Raw genomic sequence first — 19,229 nt, 5'->3', positions numbered from 1 at the left:
CCGGTCGCGGGTGCGGGCGGGCCTAGGGGAGGGCGGGCGGCTGCTTGGCGCGCAGCGCCGCAAGCAGGGCGACATGCACCGGCAGCACCAGCGACAGCCAGGCCGCGTTGCGCTGCGGCAGCACCGGTAGCCAGTGCAGGAACAAGGCGACGATGCCGAGCGCGGCGACCATCGGCAGCACCACCGCGAACAGACGCCCAGGCGCGCGGCCGCGCGCGAGCCGCCAGCCGCCCGGCAGCAACAGCAGGCACAGCGGGTTGAACAGCAGCAGGTTGTGGTTGCGCCAGCCGAACACGTGCTCGGTGCCGAGCCACAGGAACAGCATCACCGCGCCCAGCAACGCGCAGAGCATCCAGAACCCGAGCGCGCTTGCGGCCAGCGCGCGCGGTGCGCGCCGCCCCAGCCCGAAGGCAGCGGCGCCCAGCAGCAGGCCCGCCAGCAGCCACGGCCACCATTGGCGCGCGCGCTCGGGCGGTTCGGCTGGCTGGCGGTGCGGCAGCACCTCGACTTCCTCGGCGACCAGCGGCCGGCCGTCGGCATGGCGGATGCCGCGCAGCGCTTCGGCCAGCCGCATCGGCACGAACATGTCCTGCCACAACGCGTTCGGCCGGTCGGCGGCCGGGCCCAGGCCGATATCGAAGCCCAGCCACATCCATGGTGCCGGCGAGGCCAGTCGGACCGCATCGCCGCGGAAGGTGTTGCCCCGCGAACGCCCCTGCAGTTGCCGGTGCAGCAATCCGCCCAAGGCGTCGTCGAGCGCGTCGCGCACGCGCGTCGAGCAGTTGTCGGTGAAGTAGTCGTAGCGGTAATGCGCGTTCTCGGGACGCGCATTCCAGGCCAGAGCTGTCGCCAGATGCCGGGCCTGGGCCGGATCGAGGTCCAGCCACTGGATCGACACCCCGCGCCCGACATCTCGGTAGTAGGCCAGGTCGTCGGCCAGCGGCAGCGCGGCGAGCTGATAGCGCATGTCGCCACGCACGAAGCGCGCGACGAAGTCGGGCTCCGACGGGTCGAAGAAACCGAAGTTGTAGGACACCGGGCCGGGGGCGGCCGGGTCGTCGATCACGATCGCGTTGTGGCCGAAGCGTTCGAAGAACACTTCGCCCGGTTGCATCGTCGCCACACCGACCCGCGGGGCGTCGCTCCCGACCTGGGCCAATGCCGGCCAGGCGATCAGCGCGAGCAGCAGCGCGAACGCCCGTCGCCACGCGCGTGCGACGGACGTGTGCGGCGCCTCAGTCCTGGGCATGCACGCTGACGTGCAGCGCATGCAGCCGGCGCGAGTCGGCATCGGTGACGCGGAAGGCGAACCGGCCCAGTGCCAGCTCCTCGCCGACCTCGGGCAGGTGGCCGATCGCGCCGATGATCACCCCGCCGATGGTGTCGTACTCGTCGTCGTCGAAGTCGGCGCCGAAGCGCTCGTTGAAGTCGGCGATCGGGGTCAGTGCGCTGACCGCGAACTGGCCATCGGCCTGGGCGGCGATCAGCGCATTCGGGTCCTCGGCGTCGTCGTGTTCGTCGTCGATCTCGCCGACGATCTCTTCGAGCACGTCCTCGATCGTCACCAGCCCGGCGACACCGCCGTACTCGTCGATGACGATCGCCATGTGATTGCGCGAGAGCCGGAACTCGCGCAGCAGCACATTGAGTTTCTTGGACTCGGGGATCAGCACCGCCGGGCGCAGCAGCTCGTGGATCGAACCGGGGCCGTTGTCGGCGACCACGCCGCGCAGCAGGTCCTTGGCGAGCAGGATGCCGAGCACCTCGTCCTTGTCGTCACCGTGCACCGGAAAGCGCGAATGGCCCGATTCGACCACCTGCTTCATCAGGTCCAGAAACTTGGCGTCGGCCGGCAGCGCGACCATCTGCGCACGCGGCACCATGACATCGCCGACCGTCTTGCTGGAGATGCTCAGCGCGCCTTCGAACATGCGCAGCGTGTCGGCGTCGATCAGGCCGTCGGCATGCGTGTCCCGCAGCAACTCCACCAGGTCCTCGCGGTTGGTGGGCTCGCCGGAGATCGCCGAACTGATCCGGTCCAGCCAGCTGCGGCGTTTTTCGTGAGGCTCGGTGGCGGTTTGACTACTGTCGTCTTCTGACATTGCGTTGGTATGGGCGCCCCAGGGGGGAGGGGCGATGGTGGGGCGTGCGGCGAAAGTCTAGCGCGTCCGCCGCCGCCGATGTCCAGGCGGCCGTCACGGCCGGAACTCCGGCGCCGGGTGCGGCGATGTCCGACGCCGCGCCGCGACGATGCCCGATCGCGGCGGTACGCGGCTGGCTGCGATGCTGGCCACACATCCATTCAGGAGCACCGACATGCCTGCTGCAATCCGTCCCGCCCGCCTGGCCGCCCTTGCGCTGGCCGCCGTGCTCGTCCTGCCTGGCTTGGCCAGCGCCCAGGCGCGCCTGGACGGGCCGTATATCGACGCCGCGACCTACGCCCGCGGCGACGACGCGCTGGTCGAAGCCTGGTACGCGATGACCTACCAATTGCCGCGGCAGTTCGACCAGGTCTGCGGCGACACCTTCTGCGAGGGCGAATACACCAACATTCAGCCACTGCGCTTCGAATGCTCGGTGCGCCGGGACGACGGGCGGATCGGCATGTGCGTGTGGAGCTTCGCGGCCAGCGACGAGTTTCTGGTGGCGCGCACGGGCCGGATCGTCGTGCAGCCGAAGGCCTGGCACTGCCACACCCCGCTGGCGGCCGGCGCCACGCTGCCGGCGATGCTCGACGCGGTGGCCGCTGGGGACGCGCTGCACGCCGTGCTCCCGGGCGGGCACTCGATCTTCGACGGGCTGGTCGACTGCCTCTGAGCGCCGCGCACGGGCCGGCTGCTCAGCCGGGCAGCCGGTAGGGGTCGTCGATGCCGAGCGAGGCGAGGACCTCGCGCTCGAGCTGTTCCATCGCCTCGGCGTCCTTGTCGTTCTCGTGGTCCCAGCCCAGCAGATGCAGCACGCCGTGCACGGTCAGGTGGGCGTAGTGGTCGTTGGGGCGCTTGCGCTGTTCGTCGGCCTCGCGCGCCACCACCGGCGCGCAGATCACCAGATCGCCCAGCAGCGGCAAACGCACGCCTTCGGGCAACCCCTCGGGAAGCTCGGCCGGGAAACTCAGCACGTTGGTCGCGTAGTCCTTGCCGCGGTAGTGGCGGTTGAGCGCACGGCCCTCGTCCGCGTCGACCACGCGAATGGCCAGGTCCGCTTCGCGGATCCTGCCGTCGAGGGCGGCGCTCGCCCAGCGGCGGAAGCTGGCGGCCGAGGGGATGCCCTTGCGCGGCAGCGCATAGCCGACGGCGATGTCGAGATGGGGCGCGGCCTTGGTCATGGCAGGTCTCGTGCAGGCAGGAAAATCGAGGGGCGGGCGGTCAGGCGATCCATTCGACCAGCATCAGGAACGGGCGTTCGCCCTCGTCCAGCCGATAGAGCACGGCCCCCATGGGGCCCCGTTCCGGACAGTAATCGGTGCGTGTGACCAAGACCGCATCGCGCAGGCTAGCCTCGCCGGAATGCCACACCGCGGCGTCGCCGCTCTCGAGCATCGCACTGATCAAGTAGCGCGCATCGCCCGGTACGTCGTCCAGCGCCACGCGCAGGCAGCCGTAGCGGTCGTATCCTGGCAGCCGGGACGAGGCCAGAAGCTCGGCCGCGCGATTGCCTCGGATCAGTGCGAGGCGTTCGGACTCGTCGCGCCACAGTGGGGCCTCGAGGTCGGCCACGCGATCGCTTTCGTCCTGCGGGAGCTGCGGTCGCGCCGCGACCGCATGTTCGAGCGCCGCCAGCGGCAGGCTCACCCGGGCCGTCTCGATTTCGATCGACAGGCAAGGGGGGGTGATGCGGCTGGCCGTGGCGATCCGCCTTTCGGGGTGCATGTCGGTGACGTGCGGTTGCGCTGCGCCGGCCCAGGGCAGCGCGGATGCCAAGACGAGTGCACAGGCGCGCCGCAGGGGCATGGCTCAGGCCGGTCCGGTCGCCGCGTCACTGGCATCGCGACGCTCATAGGCGCCGACGATGCGCGCAACCAGCGGGTGGCGCACGACGTCGCGCGCCTCGAAGAACGTGAAGCTCACCCCCTCGACCTCGCGCAGCACGTCCAGCGCGTCGCGCAAGCCGGACTTCACGTGCTTGGGCAGATCGATCTGGGTCAGATCGCCGGTGACCACGGCCGTCGAGCCGAAGCCCAGGCGGGTCAGGAACATCTTCATCTGCTCGATCGTGGTGTTCTGCGCCTCGTCGAGGATCACGAACGCATCGTTGAGCGTGCGCCCGCGCATGTAGGCCAGCGGCGCGATCTCGATGACGTTGCGTTCCAGCAGCTTGGCGACCTTCTCCACGCCGAGCATCTCGTACAGCGCGTCGTAGAGCGGGCGCAGGTACGGATCGACCTTCTGGCTCAGGTCGCCGGGCAGAAAGCCCAGCTTCTCGCCGGCCTCGACCGCCGGGCGCACCAGCACCAGCCGCTGGACCTTGGATTCGTTGAGCGCCTCGACCGCCATCGCCACCGCGAGGAAGGTCTTGCCGGTGCCTGCCGGGCCGATCCCGAAGTTGATGTCGTGGGTGGCGATGCGGTGCAGGTAGCGAGCCTGGTTGGCGCCGCGCCCGCGGACCGTGCCGCGCTTGACCCGGACGGCCACCTCCTGCGGCACGACGTCCTCGTCGCGCGCCACGTTGGCGTCCGACAGCCGCATCGCCACGGCCTGGCTGTCGAGCGTCTCGGTCTCGGTCTCGTCATAGAGCGCGCGCACAAAAGCTTCGGCGCGTGCGACCACATCGCGGTCGCGGCCGGTGATCCGGAACACGTGGCCGCGGTTGGCGATCTCCACGCCCAGGCGCAATTCGATCTGGCGCAAGTGGCCGTCGAACGGGCCGGCAAGGTTGGCGAGGCGCTCGGTGTCGTCCGGTTCGAGGACGAAGTCGGTCTGGGGGCTGGTCTGCATAGGGCGCGCAGGGTAGCGCATCGCCATGCCGGGTGCCGTCGCAGCGCGGGATTCAGCGCGCATTCGAGCATTAATTGATTAGTCAATTAATATCGCCGGCATGGCCAGATCCCGCTCCTCCGATCCCGCCCGGACGCCAGGGCGTCCGCCCGCCGGCGACACCGACCGGCGCGGCAGCGCGCTCGACGCCGCGCTCGCCTGCTACGTGCGCCGCGGCATCGCGGCGACTTCGCTGCGCGACATCGCCACCGAGGCGGGGGTGACGCCGGCGCTGCTGCATTACTACTTTCGCGATGCCGCCGGCCTGCGCGATGCGGTGATCGCCGAACGGCTGATGCCGGTGTTCGACGAAGTCCGCGGCACCCTGCTGGGCATGGCGGACGCGTCGTTGCGCACGGTGCTGGTCGCGTTCGTCGAGCTGCTGTGCGCACTGGTCGCGCGGCACCCGTGGATGCCGGCGCTGTGGATCCGCGAAGTGGTCAGCGAGGGCGGCGACCTGCGCGACCTGCTGGTTACTCGGCTGGCACCGGAGATCAGCGCGTTCATGGCCGCGCGCTTCGCCCAGGAGCAGCAGGCCGGCCGGCTCAATCCTGCGCTCGATCCGCGGCTGCTGATGGTCTCGCTGGTCGGGCTGACGCTGTTTCCCGCCGCCGGCACGCCGATCTGGCGGCAATTGTTCGCCAGCGACGAGCTGGGGATCGACGACATCCGACGGCACGCGCTCGCCTTGCTCGATCGCGGCCTGGAGCTGCCCGCATGACCCGTCTCGCCCCGATCCCGATTCTCATCTTCGTGGTCCTGCTGGTCGCCGGCTGCCGCCGGGAGCCGCCGCATGCGCTCGGCACTCTGGAGTACGACCGCATCACGCTGCCGGCCCCGGCCGCCGAGCGCATCGCCGAGATCGCGGTACGCGAGGGCCAGCGCGTGGAGGCCGGCGAGCGCATCCTGACGCTGGAGCGGACCCGTGGCGATGCCCAGCTCGCGGCTGCCCAGGCCGAGGTCGCACGCCAGCGCGAGGCGCTGGACGAACTGCGCAACGGCGCCCGTCGCGAGGACATCGACCAGGCGCGGGCCAATCTCGCCGCTGCCCAGGCGCAGGCGCGCGACGCGCGCGCCTACTACGAACGGTTGCAGCCGCTGGGCGGCCGGCAACTGGTCTCGGCCGCCGATGTGGATCGCGCGCGCGCGGCGGCCGGTAACGCCCAGGCGCAGGTCGCCGGCGCCCAGGCCGCGTTGGCCGAGCTGCAGAACGGCGCCCGCCCCGAGCAGATCGCGCAGGCCCAGGCCGCGCTCGAGGCCGCGCAGGCCCAGGCACGGACGCAGTCGGTCAGCACCGGGCGGTTGGATGTCGTCGCGCCACGCGCGGGGCGGGTGGACAGCCTGCCGTACCGGCTCGGCGACGAGGCCCCGGTCGGCGCACCGCTGGCGGTGCTGCTGGTCGGTGCGCAGCCCTATGCGCGGGTCTACGTGCCCGAGCCGCTGCGGCCCGGTGTGCAAGTCGGCGATCGCGCCACCGTGCGCGTCGGTGCGGCAGGGGAGCGCGTCTACGCCGGGCGCGTGCGCATGGTGCGCAGCGAGCCGACGTTCACGCCTTACTACGCGCTCAGCGGCAAGGACGCCGCACGCCTGAGCTATCTGGCCGAGGTCGAGCTCGAAGACGCCGACGACCTCCCGGCGGGCCTGCCGCTGTGGGTGGAGTTCTGACGATGGGCGATGGACCTTCGACGGGCGCAATGCCATCTGCGGCAGCCAGCGATGCCGCGGTCCACGCCCGTGGCCTGGTCAAGCGCTTCGGCGGGCTGGTCGCAGTCGACCATGTCGATCTGACCGTGCCGCGCGCCAGCGTCTACGGGTTCCTCGGGCCGAACGGCTCGGGCAAGTCGACCACGATCCGCATGCTCTGCGGCCTGTTGACCCCGAGCGAGGGCGACATCGAGGTGCTCGGCCTGCGCATTCCCGACCAGGCCGACGCGCTGCGCCTGCGCATCGGGTACATGACCCAGAAATTTTCGCTGTTCGAGGACCTGACGGTGCGCGAGAACCTGGAGTTTCTCGCGGCGGTCTACGGCCTGCCGCGTGCGCAGGCGCGCGCCCGGGTCGACGAACTGGTCGAGCTCTACCATTTCGCCGACCGCCAGGGCCAACTCGCCGGCACGATGAGCGGTGGCCAGAAGCAGCGCCTGGCGCTGGCCGGCGCGGTGATCCACCGGCCGGAGTTGTTGTTTCTCGACGAGCCGACCAGCGCGGTCGATCCCGAGTCGCGGCGCGACTTCTGGGACAAGCTTTTCGAGCTGGCCGACAGCGGCACCACGCTGCTGGTCTCCACGCATTACATGGACGAGGCCGAGCGCTGCCACCGCATTGCGATTCTCGACCGCGGTGTGCTGGTCGCCGACGGTGCGCCGGGCGACCTGGCGGCGGAACTGTCGGGTCGCAGTGTCGAGGTGCGCGCCGCGCAGCCGCGGCGTGCGCAGCAGGTGCTCGCCCGTCTGCCCAACGTGCTCAGCGTCGCGCAGATCGGCAACAGCCTGCGCGTGCTCGCGCGCGACCGCGCAGGTGGAGACGGGGGCTTGGCCGAGGCGCTGCGTGGCGCCGGGCTCGAGGCCGAGGTGGGGCCGGCGACGCCGAACCTGGAGGACGTGTTCGTCGCCGCGACCCGCCGTGACGGGACGGAGGACGCGGCATGAACGCCCTGCGCCGGCTGTGGGCGGTGGTGATCAAGGAGCTGCGGCAGATCCGCCGGGACCGGATCAGCCTGGTGATGATCGTGATGATTCCGGTCGTCGACCTGCTGCTGTTCGGCTACGCGATCAACTACAACCCGCGCGGACTCGACGCGGCGATCGCCGACCAGGCGGTGACCGCGACCTCGCGCGCGGCGGTCATGGATCTCCAGGCGACCGGCGTCGTCGACACCATCGCGGTTGTCGACAGCCCGCAGCAACTGGTCGAGATGCTGCGGCGGGGCGAGATCAGCGTCGGGATCACCATCCCGCCGGATTTCGAGCGCCGCATCCTCGACGGCCGGCCGGCGATGCAGGTCATGGTCGACGGCACCGACACCGTCGTGCAGGCGGCCGCGAACCAGATCGCACAGCTGCCGCTCGAAGACCCTGGCGGCCATCGGGCCACGCGCGCTGCGCCGCCGATCGAGGTCGTGAGTTTCTACAACCCCGAGCGGCGCTCGGCGGTGAGCATCGTGCCCGGGCTGATCGGCATCATCCTCACGATGACCATGACCATGTTCACCGCGATGGCGATCGTGCGCGAGCGCGAGCGCGGCAACATGGAACTGCTAATCGCCACCCCGCTGGCGCGCGGCGAGCTGATGGTGGGCAAGGTGCTGCCGTATGCGGCGATCGGGCTGATCCAGACCACGCTGATCCTGGTGCTGGGCATCTGGTTCTTCGACGTGCCGCTGCGCGGCAGCCTGCTCGACGTCTATCTGGCCTCGCTGCTGTTGATCTTCGCCAACCTGGCGATGGGCCTGCTGATCTCCACGCATGCGCGCACCCAGTTCCAGGCGATCCAGGTGGCGATGCTGGTGTTCCTGCCGTCGATCCTGATCTCGGGCTTCATGTTCCCGTTCGCCGGCATGCCGGACGTGGTGCAGTGGGGCGCCGAGGCGTTGCCGATGACCCAGTTCCTGCGCCTGGTGCGCGGCATCATGCTGCGTGGTGCGAGCATCTGGGAGTTGTGGCCGTCGATCCTGGTGCTGTGCGCGTTCACCGCGGTCACGATGGCGCTGGCGATCGCGCGATTCCGCAAGCGCCTCGACTGACCCGCCGCCGCGGCGCAACAAGACGCACTACGCGGCTGCGGCGTCCTCGCTCAGTCGCACGCGGCCGCGCAGCGAGTTGCTGAGCGCGGCGGTGATCTCGACATCGACGAATTGGCCGATCAGGCGCGCCGGGGCGGGGAAGTTCACCGAGCGCATGTTCTCGGTCTTGCCGGTCAGTTCGTTGGGGTCCTTGCGCGACGGGCCCTCGACCAGCACGCGCTGCACGCTGCCGACCATCCGCTGCGAGATCCCGGCTGCGTACGCATTGATGTGCGCCTGCAGGCGCGTGAGCCGGGCATGCTTCTCGGCCTGGGTCGCCGTGTCTTCCAGATCGGCGGCCGGGGTGCCCGGGCGGCGCGAGTAGATGAAGGAGAACGACTGGTCGAAACCGACGTCCTCGATCAGCTTCATCGTCTTCTCGAAGTCCGCCTCGGTCTCGCCCGGGAAGCCGACGATGAAGTCCGAGGAGATCGAGATGTCCGGGCGCACGGCGCGCAGCTTGCGGATCTTCTGCTTGAACTCCAGCGCGGTATAGCCGCGTTTCATCGCCGACAGGATGCGGTCGCTGCCGGCCTGCACCGGCAGGTGCAGGTAGTTGGCCAACTGCGGCACGTCGCGATAGGCCTCGATCAGCGAGTCGGAGAACTCCAGCGGGTGCGAGGTCGTGAAGCGGATGCGCTCGATGCCGTCGATCTGCGCGATCGTGCGGATCAGCAGGCCGAGGTCGGCCACCTCGTCGTCGCCCATCGGCCCGCGGTAGGCGTTGACGTTCTGCCCCAGCAGGTTGATCTCGCGCACGCCCTGGCCGGCCAGTTGCACGACCTCGACCAGCACGTCCTCGAACGGCCGGCTGACCTCTTCGCCGCGGGTGTAGGGCACCACGCAGAACGAGCAGTACTTCGAGCAGCCTTCCATGATCGAGACGAATGCGCTCGGGCCTTCGGCGCGCGGCTCGGGCAGGCGGTCGAACTTCTCGATCTCCGGAAAGCTGATGTCCACCTGCGGCTGGCCGGTCGCGCGCTTGGCGCGGATCAGCTCGGGCAGGCGGTGCAGCGTCTGCGGGCCGAACACCAGGTCCACGTACGGCGCGCGTTTGACGATCGCCTCGCCCTCCTGGGACGCGACGCAGCCGCCGACGCCGATCAGCACCGGTTTGCCGCCCTGCTTGAGGGCCTTCCAGCGCCCGAGCTGGCTGAACACCTTCTCCTGCGCCTTCTCGCGGATCGAGCAGGTATTGACCAGCACCACGTCGGCTTCCTCGACATCGTCGGTGAGTTCCAGGCCCTCGGCAGCGGCGAGCACGTCGGCCATCTTGGCCGAGTCGTACTCGTTCATCTGGCACCCGTGGCTCTGGATGTAGAGCTTGCCGCGTGCAGGCAGCACCGCACCGGGCGCGGGTGCGCCGTCGGCGGGCAGGACGGGAAGGTCGAGGGTCGGCGCGACGGGCGCCTGGGATGCGGGCTGGGTCATGGCGTGTCCGGGGCGACGGCGCTGAGTCCGGGCCGGATGGCGGGTGGGGCGCAAAGTGTACCGGGCGCGTCGGGCGCTCGGGCCGCCCGTTCACAATCAAGCACTTGGCAACGCTGCCCGAAGACGCGACACTCCGCCGCGTGAAACGGGGATGGGGACGCATCGCGATGCTTGGTCTGCTGGTGGCCTGCCCGGCCGCCGGTAGCACGCTGTATCGCTGCGACAGCGGCGACGGCATCCCCCAGTACGTCAGCAAGCGGGTCTCGGGTGCGAGCTGCCGCGCGGTCGCCAGTGCGCCGGCCGCGCCGCGCCGGGCCGCCACGGCCAAGCCCCAGCCCGGACCTGCACCGGCCAGCGCCGATCGCGGCGCGCCGGCGACCTTCATGGGCGGTGCGACGCCCAAGCCGGTCGCCGCGGCCAGCCCGGCCCCGGCGCCCTCGGCGCCCCCGTTCCGTAGCGGGGGCCAGCGGCGGCTGCAGCAGGGCCAGGTCTATTCCTATGTCCGCGACGGCGTGCGCCATTACAGCAGCACCCGGCCGGCCGGCGGTGCGCAGGTGGCGTCGGTGCGCACCATCCGCTACAGCTTCTTCGAGACCTGCTACGCCTGCGGCGCGGCGCCGGGGGTCAACTTCGGCACTGTGCGGCTCAACCGCGAGGCCTATCGTGACGAGGTCGCGCGTGCGGCCAGCGAGTTCGGCGTCGAGGAAGCGATCGTGCGCGCGATCATGCATGCCGAGTCGGCGTTCAACCCCAATGCGCTCTCGCGCGCCGGTGCGCAGGGCCTGATGCAGCTCATGCCCGCGACCGCACGGCGCTTTGGCGTGGTCAATGCCTTCGACCCGGAGCAGAACATCCGCGGCGGCGTCGCGTACCTGGCCTGGCTGCTGCGGCGCTTCGATGGCGACCTGACCCTGGCCGCGGCCGGTTACAACGCCGGCGAAGGCGCGGTCGACCGCCACAAGGGCGTGCCGCCCTACAGCGAAACCCAGCGCTACGTGCAGCGTGTGGGCACGCTCGCAGAGCGCTATCGCGGGCAGGTCGCCAGCCGCTGAGTGCGGCGCGGGTGCGACATTTCGACCCAATTGTCGCTCGATTCAGGGTTCAGCTACACTGGCACACATCGATGCGGCCGCCCGCGGAACGGGGTGGTCCGTGGCAGCCAGCGCACAGTAGCTACCGAAGTTTTGCGGAGTACCGATGGTCGACGAAGCGGTGATCGGACCTGGCGGCGGGGATGAGCCAGTCAATGTGGGGCGGCGCAGGTTTCTGACCGCGAGCACCCTGGTCGTGGGCGCGGTGGGGGCGGGCATCACGGCCATTCCCTTCATCAAGTCCTGGAATCCCAGCGCACGTGCGCAGCTCGCCGGCGCGCCGGTGACTGTCGACATCAGCGCCCTCGAAGAAGGGCAGCGCCTGATCGCCGAATGGCGCGGCCAGCCGATCTGGATCGTCAAGCGCTCCAAGGCGATTCTCGACGCGCTGCCCACGCTCGACGACAGGCTCAAGGATCCCGAGTCGAGCAACGTCGACCAGCAGCCGGCGTACGTGCGCGAGGCGAACCCGGAACTGCGCTCGATCAAGCCCGACATCTCGGTGCTCGTCGGCCTGTGCACGCATCTGGGCTGCTCGCCGGAGATGGTCGCCGAGATCCGTCCGGCGCCGTTCGACGCCGACTGGAAGGGCGGCTACTTCTGCCCCTGTCACAAGTCGAAGTTCGACATGGCCGGCCGGGTCTACGACGGCGTGCCTGCGCCGACCAACCTGTTGGTGCCGCCGCACCACTACGTCGACGACAGCACGCTGGTCATCGGCGTCGATCCGAAGGGAGCCGCGTGATGGCCAATGTCCTCGTCCGCGGCGCCACCGGCGTCTTCAACTGGGTCAACGAGCGTGCACCGGCACTGATGCCGATGTACCGCAAGCACATGACCGAGTACTACGCGCCGAAGAACTTCAACATCTGGTACATCTTCGGCGTGCTGTCGCTGGTCGTGCTGGTCAACCAGATCCTGACTGGCATCTTCCTGACGATGCACTACAAGCCGAGCGCGGCGGAAGCCTTCGCCTCGGTCGAGTACATCATGCGCGACGTGGAGTGGGGCTGGCTGATCCGCTACATGCACAGCACCGGCGCCTCGCTGTTCTTCATCGTCGTCTACATCCACATGTTCCGCGGTCTGATGTACGGCTCCTACCAGAAGCCGCGCGAACTGGTGTGGATCCTGGGCATGCTGATCTACCTGGTGCTGATGGCCGAGGCGTTCCTGGGCTACGTGCTGCCGTGGGGCCAGATGTCGTTCTGGGGCGCGAAGGTGATCATCTCGCTGTTCGGCGCGATCCCGGTCATCGGCAACGGCCTGACCGAGTGGATTATGGGCGACTATCTGCCCAGCGACGCCACCCTCAACCGCTTCTTCGCGCTGCACGTGATCGCGCTGCCGCTGGTGCTGCTGTTGCTGGTCGTGCTGCACCTGGGCGCGCTGCACGAGGTGGGGTCCAACAACCCCGACGGCGTGGAGATCAAGAAGGGCCCCAAGGGCAACCGCTGGTCGAAGAGCGCGCCGGCCGACGGCATCCCGTTCCATCCGTACTACTCGGTCAAGGACGGCTTCTACGTCTGCTTCTTCCTGATCATCGCGGCGTTCATCATCTTCTTCGCCCCGGCGTTCGGCGGCTGGTTCCTCGAGCACGACAACTTCACCGCGGCCAACCACCTGGTCACGCCCGAGCACATCAAGCCGGTGTGGTACTACACGCCGTACTACGCGATGTTGCGGGTGGTGCCGCACAAGCTCAGTGGCGTGATCGTGATGTTCGCCGCGATCGCGATCCTGTTCCTGATCCCGTGGCTGGACCGCTGCAAGGTCAAGTCGCACCGCTACCGCGGCCCGCTGACCAAGATCATGCTGGCGCTGCTGGCCGTGTGCTTCGTCTGGCTGGGCAAGATCGGCGCCGGCCCGGGCACCGACCCGGTCGAGACGATCATCGGTCGCGTGCTGACGTTCCTCTACTTCGCTTTCTTCATCACGATGCCCCTGTGGACCAAGCTCGACAGGACCAAGGCCGTGCCCGATCGGGTGACGATGCATGACTAACCGACTCATTGCCCGCATCGCCGTCGCGGCGGCCGGCCTGCTGCTGTCGTTCGGCGCGCTGGCCGCGGCCGGCGGACCGGTCCAGCATGCCGGCACGGACCTGGGGGACCGCGCCTCGCTGCAGCGCGGCGCGCAGGCCTACATGAACTACTGCGCGGGCTGCCACTCGCTCAAGTTCATGCGCTACTCGCGCATGGCCCAGGATCTGGGGCTGACCGAGGACGAGGTGATGAACAACCTCAACCTCACCGGCGCGGCCTACGGCGAGCACATCCTGTCGTCGATGCCGGCCGAGCACGCGGCCAAGTGGTTCGGCCAGACCCCGCCGGACCTGAGCCTGATCGCCCGCGTGCGCGGTGCCGACTGGATCTTCACGTATCTCAAGTCGTTCTATCTCGACGAGACCCGGCCGCTGGGCTGGAACAACGCGTTGTTCCCCAACGCCTCAATGCCCAACCCGCTGTGGGAGATGCAAGGCCTGCAGCGTCCGGTCTACGCCGAGGCGACCGAGGGCGCCGATCCGGTGGTCGAGCATCTGGAGATCGCCACCCCGGGCACCCAGGACGCGCAGCAGTTCGACCAGACGGTCCGCGACATCACCACGTTCCTGGAATACGTCGGCGAGCCGGCCGCGCTCAAGCGTCAGCAGATGGGCGTCTGGGTCTTGCTGTTCCTGGTGTTTCTGACCTTCCTGGCCTGGTTGCTGAAGAAGGAATACTGGCGCGACGTCCACTGACGGCTGCCGGCCGGGTGGGTGCCGCCCGGCCCGGCATCGACCCGGTGCCATTGCCGGGCGGCTCACGGAAATGCGAGACTCGGGCACCGCGACAATCGTCTGCGAGGGGCAGGCGGCATCGCGAGGGCTGGCGGAGCCAGTCTTACGGACAGGCCGATGCAGGCCACGGGTGCATCCATGCGAAACGTGCTGACACTGTTTTCCTCGGTCGATGATGTGCTGTGCCATCGGGCACGCCTGGTGCTCGCGGCCAAGGGCGTTACCTACGACATGGTCGTGGTGGACCCGCGCAATCCGTCCGAGGACCTGATCGACCTCAATCCCTACCACTCGGTGCCGACCCTGGTCGAGCGCGAGCTGGTGCTCTACGCGGCCAGTGTGGTCAGCGAGTATCTCGACGAACGCTATCCGCATCCGCCGCTGATGCCGGTCGATCCGCTGTCGCGCGCGCGCCTGCGCCTGGCGATGCTGCGCATCGAGCACGACTGGGTGCCGCAGGTCCAGGCGATCCAGATGGGCAACAAGGCCCAGGCCGAAGCCGGTCGCAAGCGGCTCAAGGAACTGCTGACCGCGTCGGTGCCGCTGTTCAAGGCCAGCAAGTTCTTTCTCAATCCGGAAATGAGCCTGGCCGACTGCGCGATGGCGCCGATCGTCTGGCGCCTGCAGGCACTGGAGATCCCGCTGCCCAAGGATGGCGTCAAGGCGATCGAGGACTACGGCAACCGAATCTTCCGCAGCCCCGGCTTTGTCCGCAGCCTGACTCCGCAGGAACGCGCGCTGCGCGCACTGCCCGAGTAGACGCGTGCCCGGCGCCGGCCACCTGCCGGTGCCGCATCTGTGCCCCCAGCCTGCACGAGCCGTTAGACTGTCGCGCATGACGGACCAAGCGCCTGCGATGACCAGCCACCGCCCGTACCTGCTGCGTGCGCTGTACGAGTGGATCGCCGACAACGGCATGACCCCCCATATCCTGGTCGATGCGCGCCGCGCCGGCGTGCGCGTGCCTGCGCATGCGGTGCAGGACGGGCGCATCGTGCTCAACATCGCCGACCGTGCGGTGGCGCGGCTGGAGATGGACAACGACAGCGTGCGCTTCTCCGCGCGCTTTGGCGGCGTCAGCCAGTCGGTCGTGGTGCCGATCGCCGCGGTGCTTGCGGTCTACGCCCGCGAGACCGGGCAGGGCATGGCATTGCCCGAGGACATCGTCGCGTCCGGCGACGCGCACGAGGCGCAGGCCGAGGACGCCCCCGCACCGGCGCCCGCGCGGCCGACCTTCGCGTCGGTGGACGGCGGCGCGCCGGATCATGACGACGAAAGCGATGGTCCGCCGGACGACGACACCCCGCCCGAGCCGCGGCGTGGGCATTTGCGGGTCATCAAGTAGGTTTCGAGCACGCCCGGCGTTGCTGGTCGGGCCGCGGCAACGCGTTCAGGGCAGCGCTGCGGCGTCGCGGCGGGTCGGTCCACTGAACGCGACCAGCCGCTCGCCGCGCAGCACCAGTTGGCCGACATGGCGCTCGATGCCGTCCTCGGAGTACTCGAAGCGGAAACTGCGCTCCACGCGCAGGCGCCCGCTGTCGTCGCGGCGCAGACGCATCGCATAGGCGTGCACGCTCTGGTCGAGCCACTGCACGCCAGCGCGCTCGCAGGCCTCGCGGCCGAGTTGGCCGGCGCGTTCGGCGGCGCCGCGTGCCGCGCTCCACCACAGGAACGCCGCGAAGGCGGCCAGCATCGCGAAGATCATCGTCGGGAAATCGGGCATGCGCGCAATGTGACGGCGCCGGGCGGCGCTTGCAAGCCGCGTGCACGCGGACGTCCGGCAGGGCGGATGGGGCGTGCTCGGGGCCGGCCGGAACAGGCCGGGCCGCTGGGAATCAGGCGTTCTGGAGCTTGAGCGACAGGTCGATCGCCTGCACGTGCTTGGTCAGCGCACCGACCGAGACATAGTCCACGCCGTCGGCGGCGATGGTGCGCAGGGCGTCGAGGTCGACGCTGCCCGATACCTCCAGCGGGATGCGGCCCTCGAATGGCGCAGCGTGTGCGATGGCGACGGCCGCGCGCCGCGTCGCGGCGTCGAAGTCATCGATCAGGATGCGCGTGCAGCCGGCGGCGAGCGCCTCGCGCAATTCGTCGAGCGTTTCGACCTCGACCACCAGCGGCAGGCCGGGGGCCCGGGCATGGGCATCGGCGATCGCGGCGGCGATGCCGCCGGCGGCGCGGATGTGGTTCTCCTTGAGCATCACCGTGTCGTAGAGCCCGATGCGGTGGTTTTGGCCACCGCCCACGCGCACCGCGTACTTCTGTGCCAGGCGCAGGCCCGGCAGCGTCTTGCGGGTGTCGAGCAGGCGCGTGCGGGTGCCGGCGAGTGCGGCGACATGGTGCGCGGTGGCGGTGGCCGTCGCGCTCAAGGTCTGCAGGAAGTTCAGCGAGGTGCGCTCGGCGGACACCAGTGCCCGGCTGCGCCCGGCGAGTGTGGCGAGCACGGTGCCTGCGACGACGTGGTCGCCCTCGGCGACGTGCCAGTCGATGCGCACGTCCGGGTCCAGCGCACGATGGCAGGCGTCGAACCACGGCCGGCCGCAGATCACCGCCTCCTGCTTGCACAACAGCCTGGCGGTGGCCGCGCGGTCGGGCAGCAGGGCCGCGGTCACATCGCCCGTGCCCAGGTCCTCGGCCAGCGCCGCGGCGACGTTGGCGGCGACCGTGTCCGGATCCGGCGGGGCGATGCGGTGCGAGGTGGTGGGCGGGGTCATGGGTCCTGTCCGATGGCGACGGTGGCCGGTCGTGGCGGGGGCGCGGCACCTGCGGCCGGGCCGGTCGTGGCCGGGCGCGCGATCACATGCGAACGCCCGCATCCATCAGGCGCGTGCGCCGTCCTTCGGGAAGTCGGCGATCTGTCCGGTCGCGATGCCGTCCTCGACCAGCAGCACCGGAATGCCGTCGTCGACGCGGTAGACGCGCTTGCGATCGTGGGTGATCAGCGCCTCGCGCAGCGGCGCGTTCTGCGCCGTGCCGTCCTCGCGCTGCACCGTGCCGGCGGCGATCGCCGCATTGAGCGCATCCAGGCCGGCGCGGTCGAGCAGCGACAGCGGCTGGCGGCTGGCGGGGCAGACGAGGATGTCGAGCAACTTGCGGTCCATGGTGCGGGGGTTCCGGGCATGTCGGGAATCGCGGAAGCGTACCACCTCGCATCGCCGACGCCGGCGCAAGCCCCACGCACGACGCCTTCAGGCGGCGCCGTCTTTCGAACTGCGATCCCGCGGCTGCGGAAAGGCCGGGACCCTGACCCCGGATTGTTGTCTTGCGAAACTGCACCCTGACCCCGGTTTGTTGGGGGGCTTTGAAGCGCCGTTCCCGCCCATAGGGAAGAACCTCTAAAATGCCGGTTTGAGGCCGGAGCCCGCGCATGTCAGCCAACGTCCAGAGCAGCACGACCGCCCTCGCCGCGTCCGGCGAGCGGAGCACCTCGGGCAGAGCCCCGCTTGTGGGGATCGTGATGGGGTCGCGTTCGGACTGGGAGACGATGCAGCACGCCGCGCAGAAGCTCGAACAGCTCGGTGTCCCGCACGAAGTCCGCGTGGTCTCCGCGCATCGCACGCCGGATGTGCTGTTCGACTACGCCGCCTCGGCGCGCACGCGGGGCCTGCGCGCGATCATTGCCGGCGCCGGCGGCGCCGCGCATCTGCCGGGCATGCTCGCCGCCAAGACCGCGGTGCCCGTGCTCGGTGTGCCGGTGCAGTCCAAAGCTCTCAGCGGGCTCGATTCGCTGCTGTCGATCGTGCAGATGCCGGCGGGGGTGCCGGTCGCCACCTTCGCGATCGGCAATGCCGGCGCGGCCAACGCCGCGCTGTTCGCCGCGGCGATGCTGGCCGCTGGCGACGAGGCGGTGGCGGGCGCACTGGACGAGTTCCGGCAGCGGCAGACCGAGGAGGTCGCCGCCAATGACGATCCGCGTCGATGAGCGCGCTTGTAGCGTCGGAGCGCGCGCGGGCATGACGACGGTCGGGATTCTGGGCGGCGGCCAGCTGGCACGCATGCTGGCACTGGCGGGCCATCCGCTGGGAGTCAATGTCCTCGTTCTCGACGGCGCCGCAGACGCCTGCGCCGGACAGTGTGCGCCGCTGCTGCTGGGCGGCTACGACGATCCGGCGGCATTGGCCGACCTGGCCGCGCGGGTGGACGTGGCGACGTTCGATTTCGAGAACGTGCCCGCCGATGGTGCGCGCCGGCTCGCCACGGACGTGCCGGTGTTCCCCAATCCCGATGCGCTGGCGCTGACCCAGGACCGGCTCGCCGAGAAGACGCTGTTCCGCGAACTCGGCATCCCGGTGCCCGAGTTCGTCGACATCGTCACCCGCGCCGATCTCGACGCCGCGGTCGCGCGGCTGGGCATGCCCTGCATCCTCAAGACACGGCGGCTGGGCTACGACGGCAAGGGCCAATTCCGCATCCGCGAGGCGGCCGACATCGACGCCGCCTGGGACGCGCTCGGCGCCCAGGTGCAGGCGACCGGCCTGATCCTCGAGGGCTTCGTGGCGTTCGAGCGGGAGCTCAGCGTGGTCGCGGTACGCGGGCGCGACGGCACGTTCCGCACCTGGCCGCTGACCGAGAACCGCCACGTCGATGGCGTGCTGTCGACGAGCCTGGCGCCGGCGGCCGCGGATGCGGCGACGGCGCGCACCGCGACTGCGCATGCCCGCGCGATCGCCGAACGGCTGGACTACGTCGGCGTGTTCGCGCTGGAACTGTTCTGCCGCGGCGATGAGCTGCTCGCCAACGAGCTGGCGCCGCGTGTGCACAACTCCGGGCACTGGACCATCGAAGGCGCCGAGACGTCGCAGTTCGAGAACCACCTGCGCGCCGTGCTCGGCCTGCGGCTGGGCGACACCGCGCCGCGCGGCCTGTCGTGCATGCTCAACTGGCTCGGCGCGATGCCCGACGCCGCGGCCGCACTGGCCGTGCCCGGCGTGCACTGGCACGACTACGGCAAGCAACCGCGCGACGGCCGCAAGGTCGGTCATGCGACGGTCCGTGCCGACGATGCGCAGACGCTGGCTCAGCGCCTGTCCGAGCTCGGCGAGGCCCTGGGGCGGCAATCACAGGTCGCGCCGGTCGTCGCGCGGCTGGGCGCACGGGCACACGCCGCCGGCTGAGCGCGCCCGCCACCTGCGGGCGAGACAACACGGGGCGACGCGATCGTGTGGTCGAGGGCG

The 19,229-nt window shown here is 70.0% G+C and carries 22 protein-coding genes; 13 read left to right on the top strand and 9 right to left on the bottom strand.

Annotated elements, in window-relative coordinates; translation table 11 throughout:
- Positions 1–22: 22 nt before the first annotated feature.
- Positions 23–1,249, bottom strand: coding sequence for a DUF4105 domain-containing protein (locus tag ABE488_RS08465; protein ID WP_346447832.1), 1,227 nt, complete (start codon positions 1,247–1,249; stop codon positions 23–25).
- Positions 1,236–2,102, bottom strand: a complete 867-nt coding sequence (locus ABE488_RS08460; protein WP_346443429.1) for a transporter associated domain-containing protein — start codon at positions 2,100–2,102, stop codon at positions 1,236–1,238. The genes ABE488_RS08465 and ABE488_RS08460 overlap by 14 nt, the downstream gene beginning before the upstream one ends.
- A gap of 214 nt (positions 2,103–2,316) precedes the next feature.
- Between ABE488_RS08460 and ABE488_RS08455 the strand changes: the two genes are divergently transcribed.
- Positions 2,317–2,817: a hypothetical protein gene (locus ABE488_RS08455; RefSeq protein ID WP_346443431.1), complete on the top strand. Its 501-nt coding sequence runs from the start codon at positions 2,317–2,319 to the stop codon at positions 2,815–2,817.
- 22 nt (positions 2,818–2,839) lie between these two features.
- On the opposite strand, the gene ybeY is transcribed toward ABE488_RS08455, so the two are convergent.
- The 3 genes from ybeY to ABE488_RS08440 form a co-directional block, all read right to left on the bottom strand.
- Positions 2,840–3,325: an rRNA maturation RNase YbeY gene (ybeY, locus tag ABE488_RS08450; RefSeq protein ID WP_346447830.1), complete on the bottom strand. Its 486-nt coding sequence runs from the start codon at positions 3,323–3,325 to the stop codon at positions 2,840–2,842.
- Positions 3,326–3,365: 40 nt separating this feature from the next.
- The gene (locus ABE488_RS08445) at positions 3,366–3,869 is read right to left on the bottom strand and encodes a hypothetical protein (RefSeq protein ID WP_346447828.1); all 504 of its coding nucleotides are present in this window, start codon (positions 3,867–3,869) and stop codon (positions 3,366–3,368) included.
- Positions 3,870–3,953: 84 nt separating this feature from the next.
- Positions 3,954–4,934, bottom strand: a complete 981-nt coding sequence (locus ABE488_RS08440; protein ID WP_346447827.1) for a PhoH family protein — start codon at positions 4,932–4,934, stop codon at positions 3,954–3,956.
- 100 nt (positions 4,935–5,034) lie between these two features.
- Here ABE488_RS08440 and ABE488_RS08435 point away from each other — a divergent pair, with 100 nt between their 5' ends.
- From ABE488_RS08435 to ABE488_RS08420, 4 genes are read left to right on the top strand one after another with little or no spacing between them, the layout of a single operon-like run.
- The gene (locus ABE488_RS08435) at positions 5,035–5,694 is read left to right on the top strand and encodes a TetR/AcrR family transcriptional regulator (protein ID WP_346447825.1); all 660 of its coding nucleotides are present in this window, start codon (positions 5,035–5,037) and stop codon (positions 5,692–5,694) included.
- A complete protein-coding gene (locus ABE488_RS08430; RefSeq protein WP_346447823.1) occupies positions 5,691–6,638 on the top strand; it encodes an HlyD family efflux transporter periplasmic adaptor subunit in 948 nt (315 codons plus the stop codon). Before ABE488_RS08435 ends, ABE488_RS08430 begins: the two co-directional genes overlap by 4 nt.
- Positions 6,639–6,667: 29 nt before the next feature.
- Positions 6,668–7,621, top strand: a complete 954-nt coding sequence (locus tag ABE488_RS08425; protein ID WP_346446175.1) for an ABC transporter ATP-binding protein — start codon at positions 6,668–6,670, stop codon at positions 7,619–7,621.
- The gene (locus ABE488_RS08420) at positions 7,618–8,715 is read left to right on the top strand and encodes an ABC transporter permease (protein WP_346443443.1); all 1,098 of its coding nucleotides are present in this window, start codon (positions 7,618–7,620) and stop codon (positions 8,713–8,715) included. Before ABE488_RS08425 ends, ABE488_RS08420 begins: the two co-directional genes overlap by 4 nt.
- A 27-nt stretch (positions 8,716–8,742) precedes the next feature.
- Here ABE488_RS08420 and miaB read toward each other — a convergent pair whose 3' ends face one another.
- Positions 8,743–10,185, bottom strand: a complete 1,443-nt coding sequence (miaB, locus tag ABE488_RS08415) for a tRNA (N6-isopentenyl adenosine(37)-C2)-methylthiotransferase MiaB (RefSeq protein WP_346447821.1) — start codon at positions 10,183–10,185, stop codon at positions 8,743–8,745.
- Between the two features lie 167 nt (positions 10,186–10,352).
- Between miaB and ABE488_RS08410 the strand changes: the two genes are divergently transcribed.
- The 6 genes from ABE488_RS08410 to ABE488_RS08385 all read left to right on the top strand — a co-directional run bounded on the left by ABE488_RS08410 (position 10,353) and on the right by ABE488_RS08385 (position 15,400).
- Positions 10,353–11,237 (top strand): lytic transglycosylase domain-containing protein, encoded by an 885-nt coding sequence (locus ABE488_RS08410; RefSeq protein WP_346447820.1) that lies wholly within the window; start codon positions 10,353–10,355, stop codon positions 11,235–11,237.
- Between the two features lie 145 nt (positions 11,238–11,382).
- Positions 11,383–12,021 (top strand): ubiquinol-cytochrome c reductase iron-sulfur subunit, encoded by a 639-nt coding sequence (gene petA, locus ABE488_RS08405; protein WP_346443449.1) that lies wholly within the window; start codon positions 11,383–11,385, stop codon positions 12,019–12,021.
- On the top strand, positions 12,021–13,280 hold the full coding sequence (locus ABE488_RS08400) for a cytochrome bc complex cytochrome b subunit (RefSeq protein WP_346443451.1): 1,260 nt from the start codon (positions 12,021–12,023) through the stop codon (positions 13,278–13,280). The genes petA and ABE488_RS08400 overlap by 1 nt, the downstream gene beginning before the upstream one ends.
- Positions 13,273–14,016 carry a cytochrome c1 gene (locus ABE488_RS08395; protein WP_346443453.1) on the top strand — a complete coding sequence of 248 codons (744 nt, stop codon included), beginning with the start codon at positions 13,273–13,275 and terminating at the stop codon, positions 14,014–14,016. Before ABE488_RS08400 ends, ABE488_RS08395 begins: the two co-directional genes overlap by 8 nt.
- A 177-nt stretch (positions 14,017–14,193) precedes the next feature.
- Entirely contained in the window at positions 14,194–14,814 is a 621-nt protein-coding gene (locus ABE488_RS08390) for a glutathione S-transferase N-terminal domain-containing protein (protein ID WP_241943943.1), read from the top strand.
- 76 nt (positions 14,815–14,890) lie between these two features.
- Entirely contained in the window at positions 14,891–15,400 is a 510-nt protein-coding gene (locus ABE488_RS08385) for a ClpXP protease specificity-enhancing factor (protein WP_346447819.1), read from the top strand.
- A 45-nt stretch (positions 15,401–15,445) separates the two neighbouring features.
- Here the strand turns inward: ABE488_RS08385 and ABE488_RS08380 are convergent, their stop codons facing one another.
- The 3 genes from ABE488_RS08380 to ABE488_RS08370 form a co-directional block, all read right to left on the bottom strand.
- Positions 15,446–15,778 carry a DUF3301 domain-containing protein gene (locus ABE488_RS08380; protein ID WP_346447817.1) on the bottom strand — a complete coding sequence of 111 codons (333 nt, stop codon included), beginning with the start codon at positions 15,776–15,778 and terminating at the stop codon, positions 15,446–15,448.
- Between the two features lie 112 nt (positions 15,779–15,890).
- Positions 15,891–16,769, bottom strand: a complete 879-nt coding sequence (nadC, locus tag ABE488_RS08375; protein WP_346447815.1) for a carboxylating nicotinate-nucleotide diphosphorylase — start codon at positions 16,767–16,769, stop codon at positions 15,891–15,893.
- A 105-nt stretch (positions 16,770–16,874) separates the two neighbouring features.
- Entirely contained in the window at positions 16,875–17,156 is a 282-nt protein-coding gene (locus ABE488_RS08370) for a Trm112 family protein (protein WP_346443461.1), read from the bottom strand.
- Positions 17,157–17,512: 356 nt separating this feature from the next.
- Between ABE488_RS08370 and purE the strand changes: the two genes are divergently transcribed.
- On the top strand, positions 17,513–17,977 hold the full coding sequence (purE, locus tag ABE488_RS08365) for a 5-(carboxyamino)imidazole ribonucleotide mutase (protein ID WP_346447889.1): 465 nt from the start codon (positions 17,513–17,515) through the stop codon (positions 17,975–17,977).
- 31 nt (positions 17,978–18,008) lie between these two features.
- Complete coding sequence (locus ABE488_RS08360) at positions 18,009–19,169, top strand: 5-(carboxyamino)imidazole ribonucleotide synthase (protein ID WP_346447814.1); 1,161 nt, start codon at positions 18,009–18,011, stop codon at positions 19,167–19,169.
- The last annotated feature ends 60 nt before the right edge of the window (positions 19,170–19,229 follow it).

It is taken from the genome of Luteimonas sp. TWI662, from assembly GCF_039673825.1.
In the GTDB taxonomy this organism is placed as follows: domain Bacteria; phylum Pseudomonadota; class Gammaproteobacteria; order Xanthomonadales; family Xanthomonadaceae; genus Luteimonas.
The sequence above is the reverse complement of the archived record's forward strand: the minus strand, read 5'-3'. Positions and strand labels throughout refer to the sequence as shown.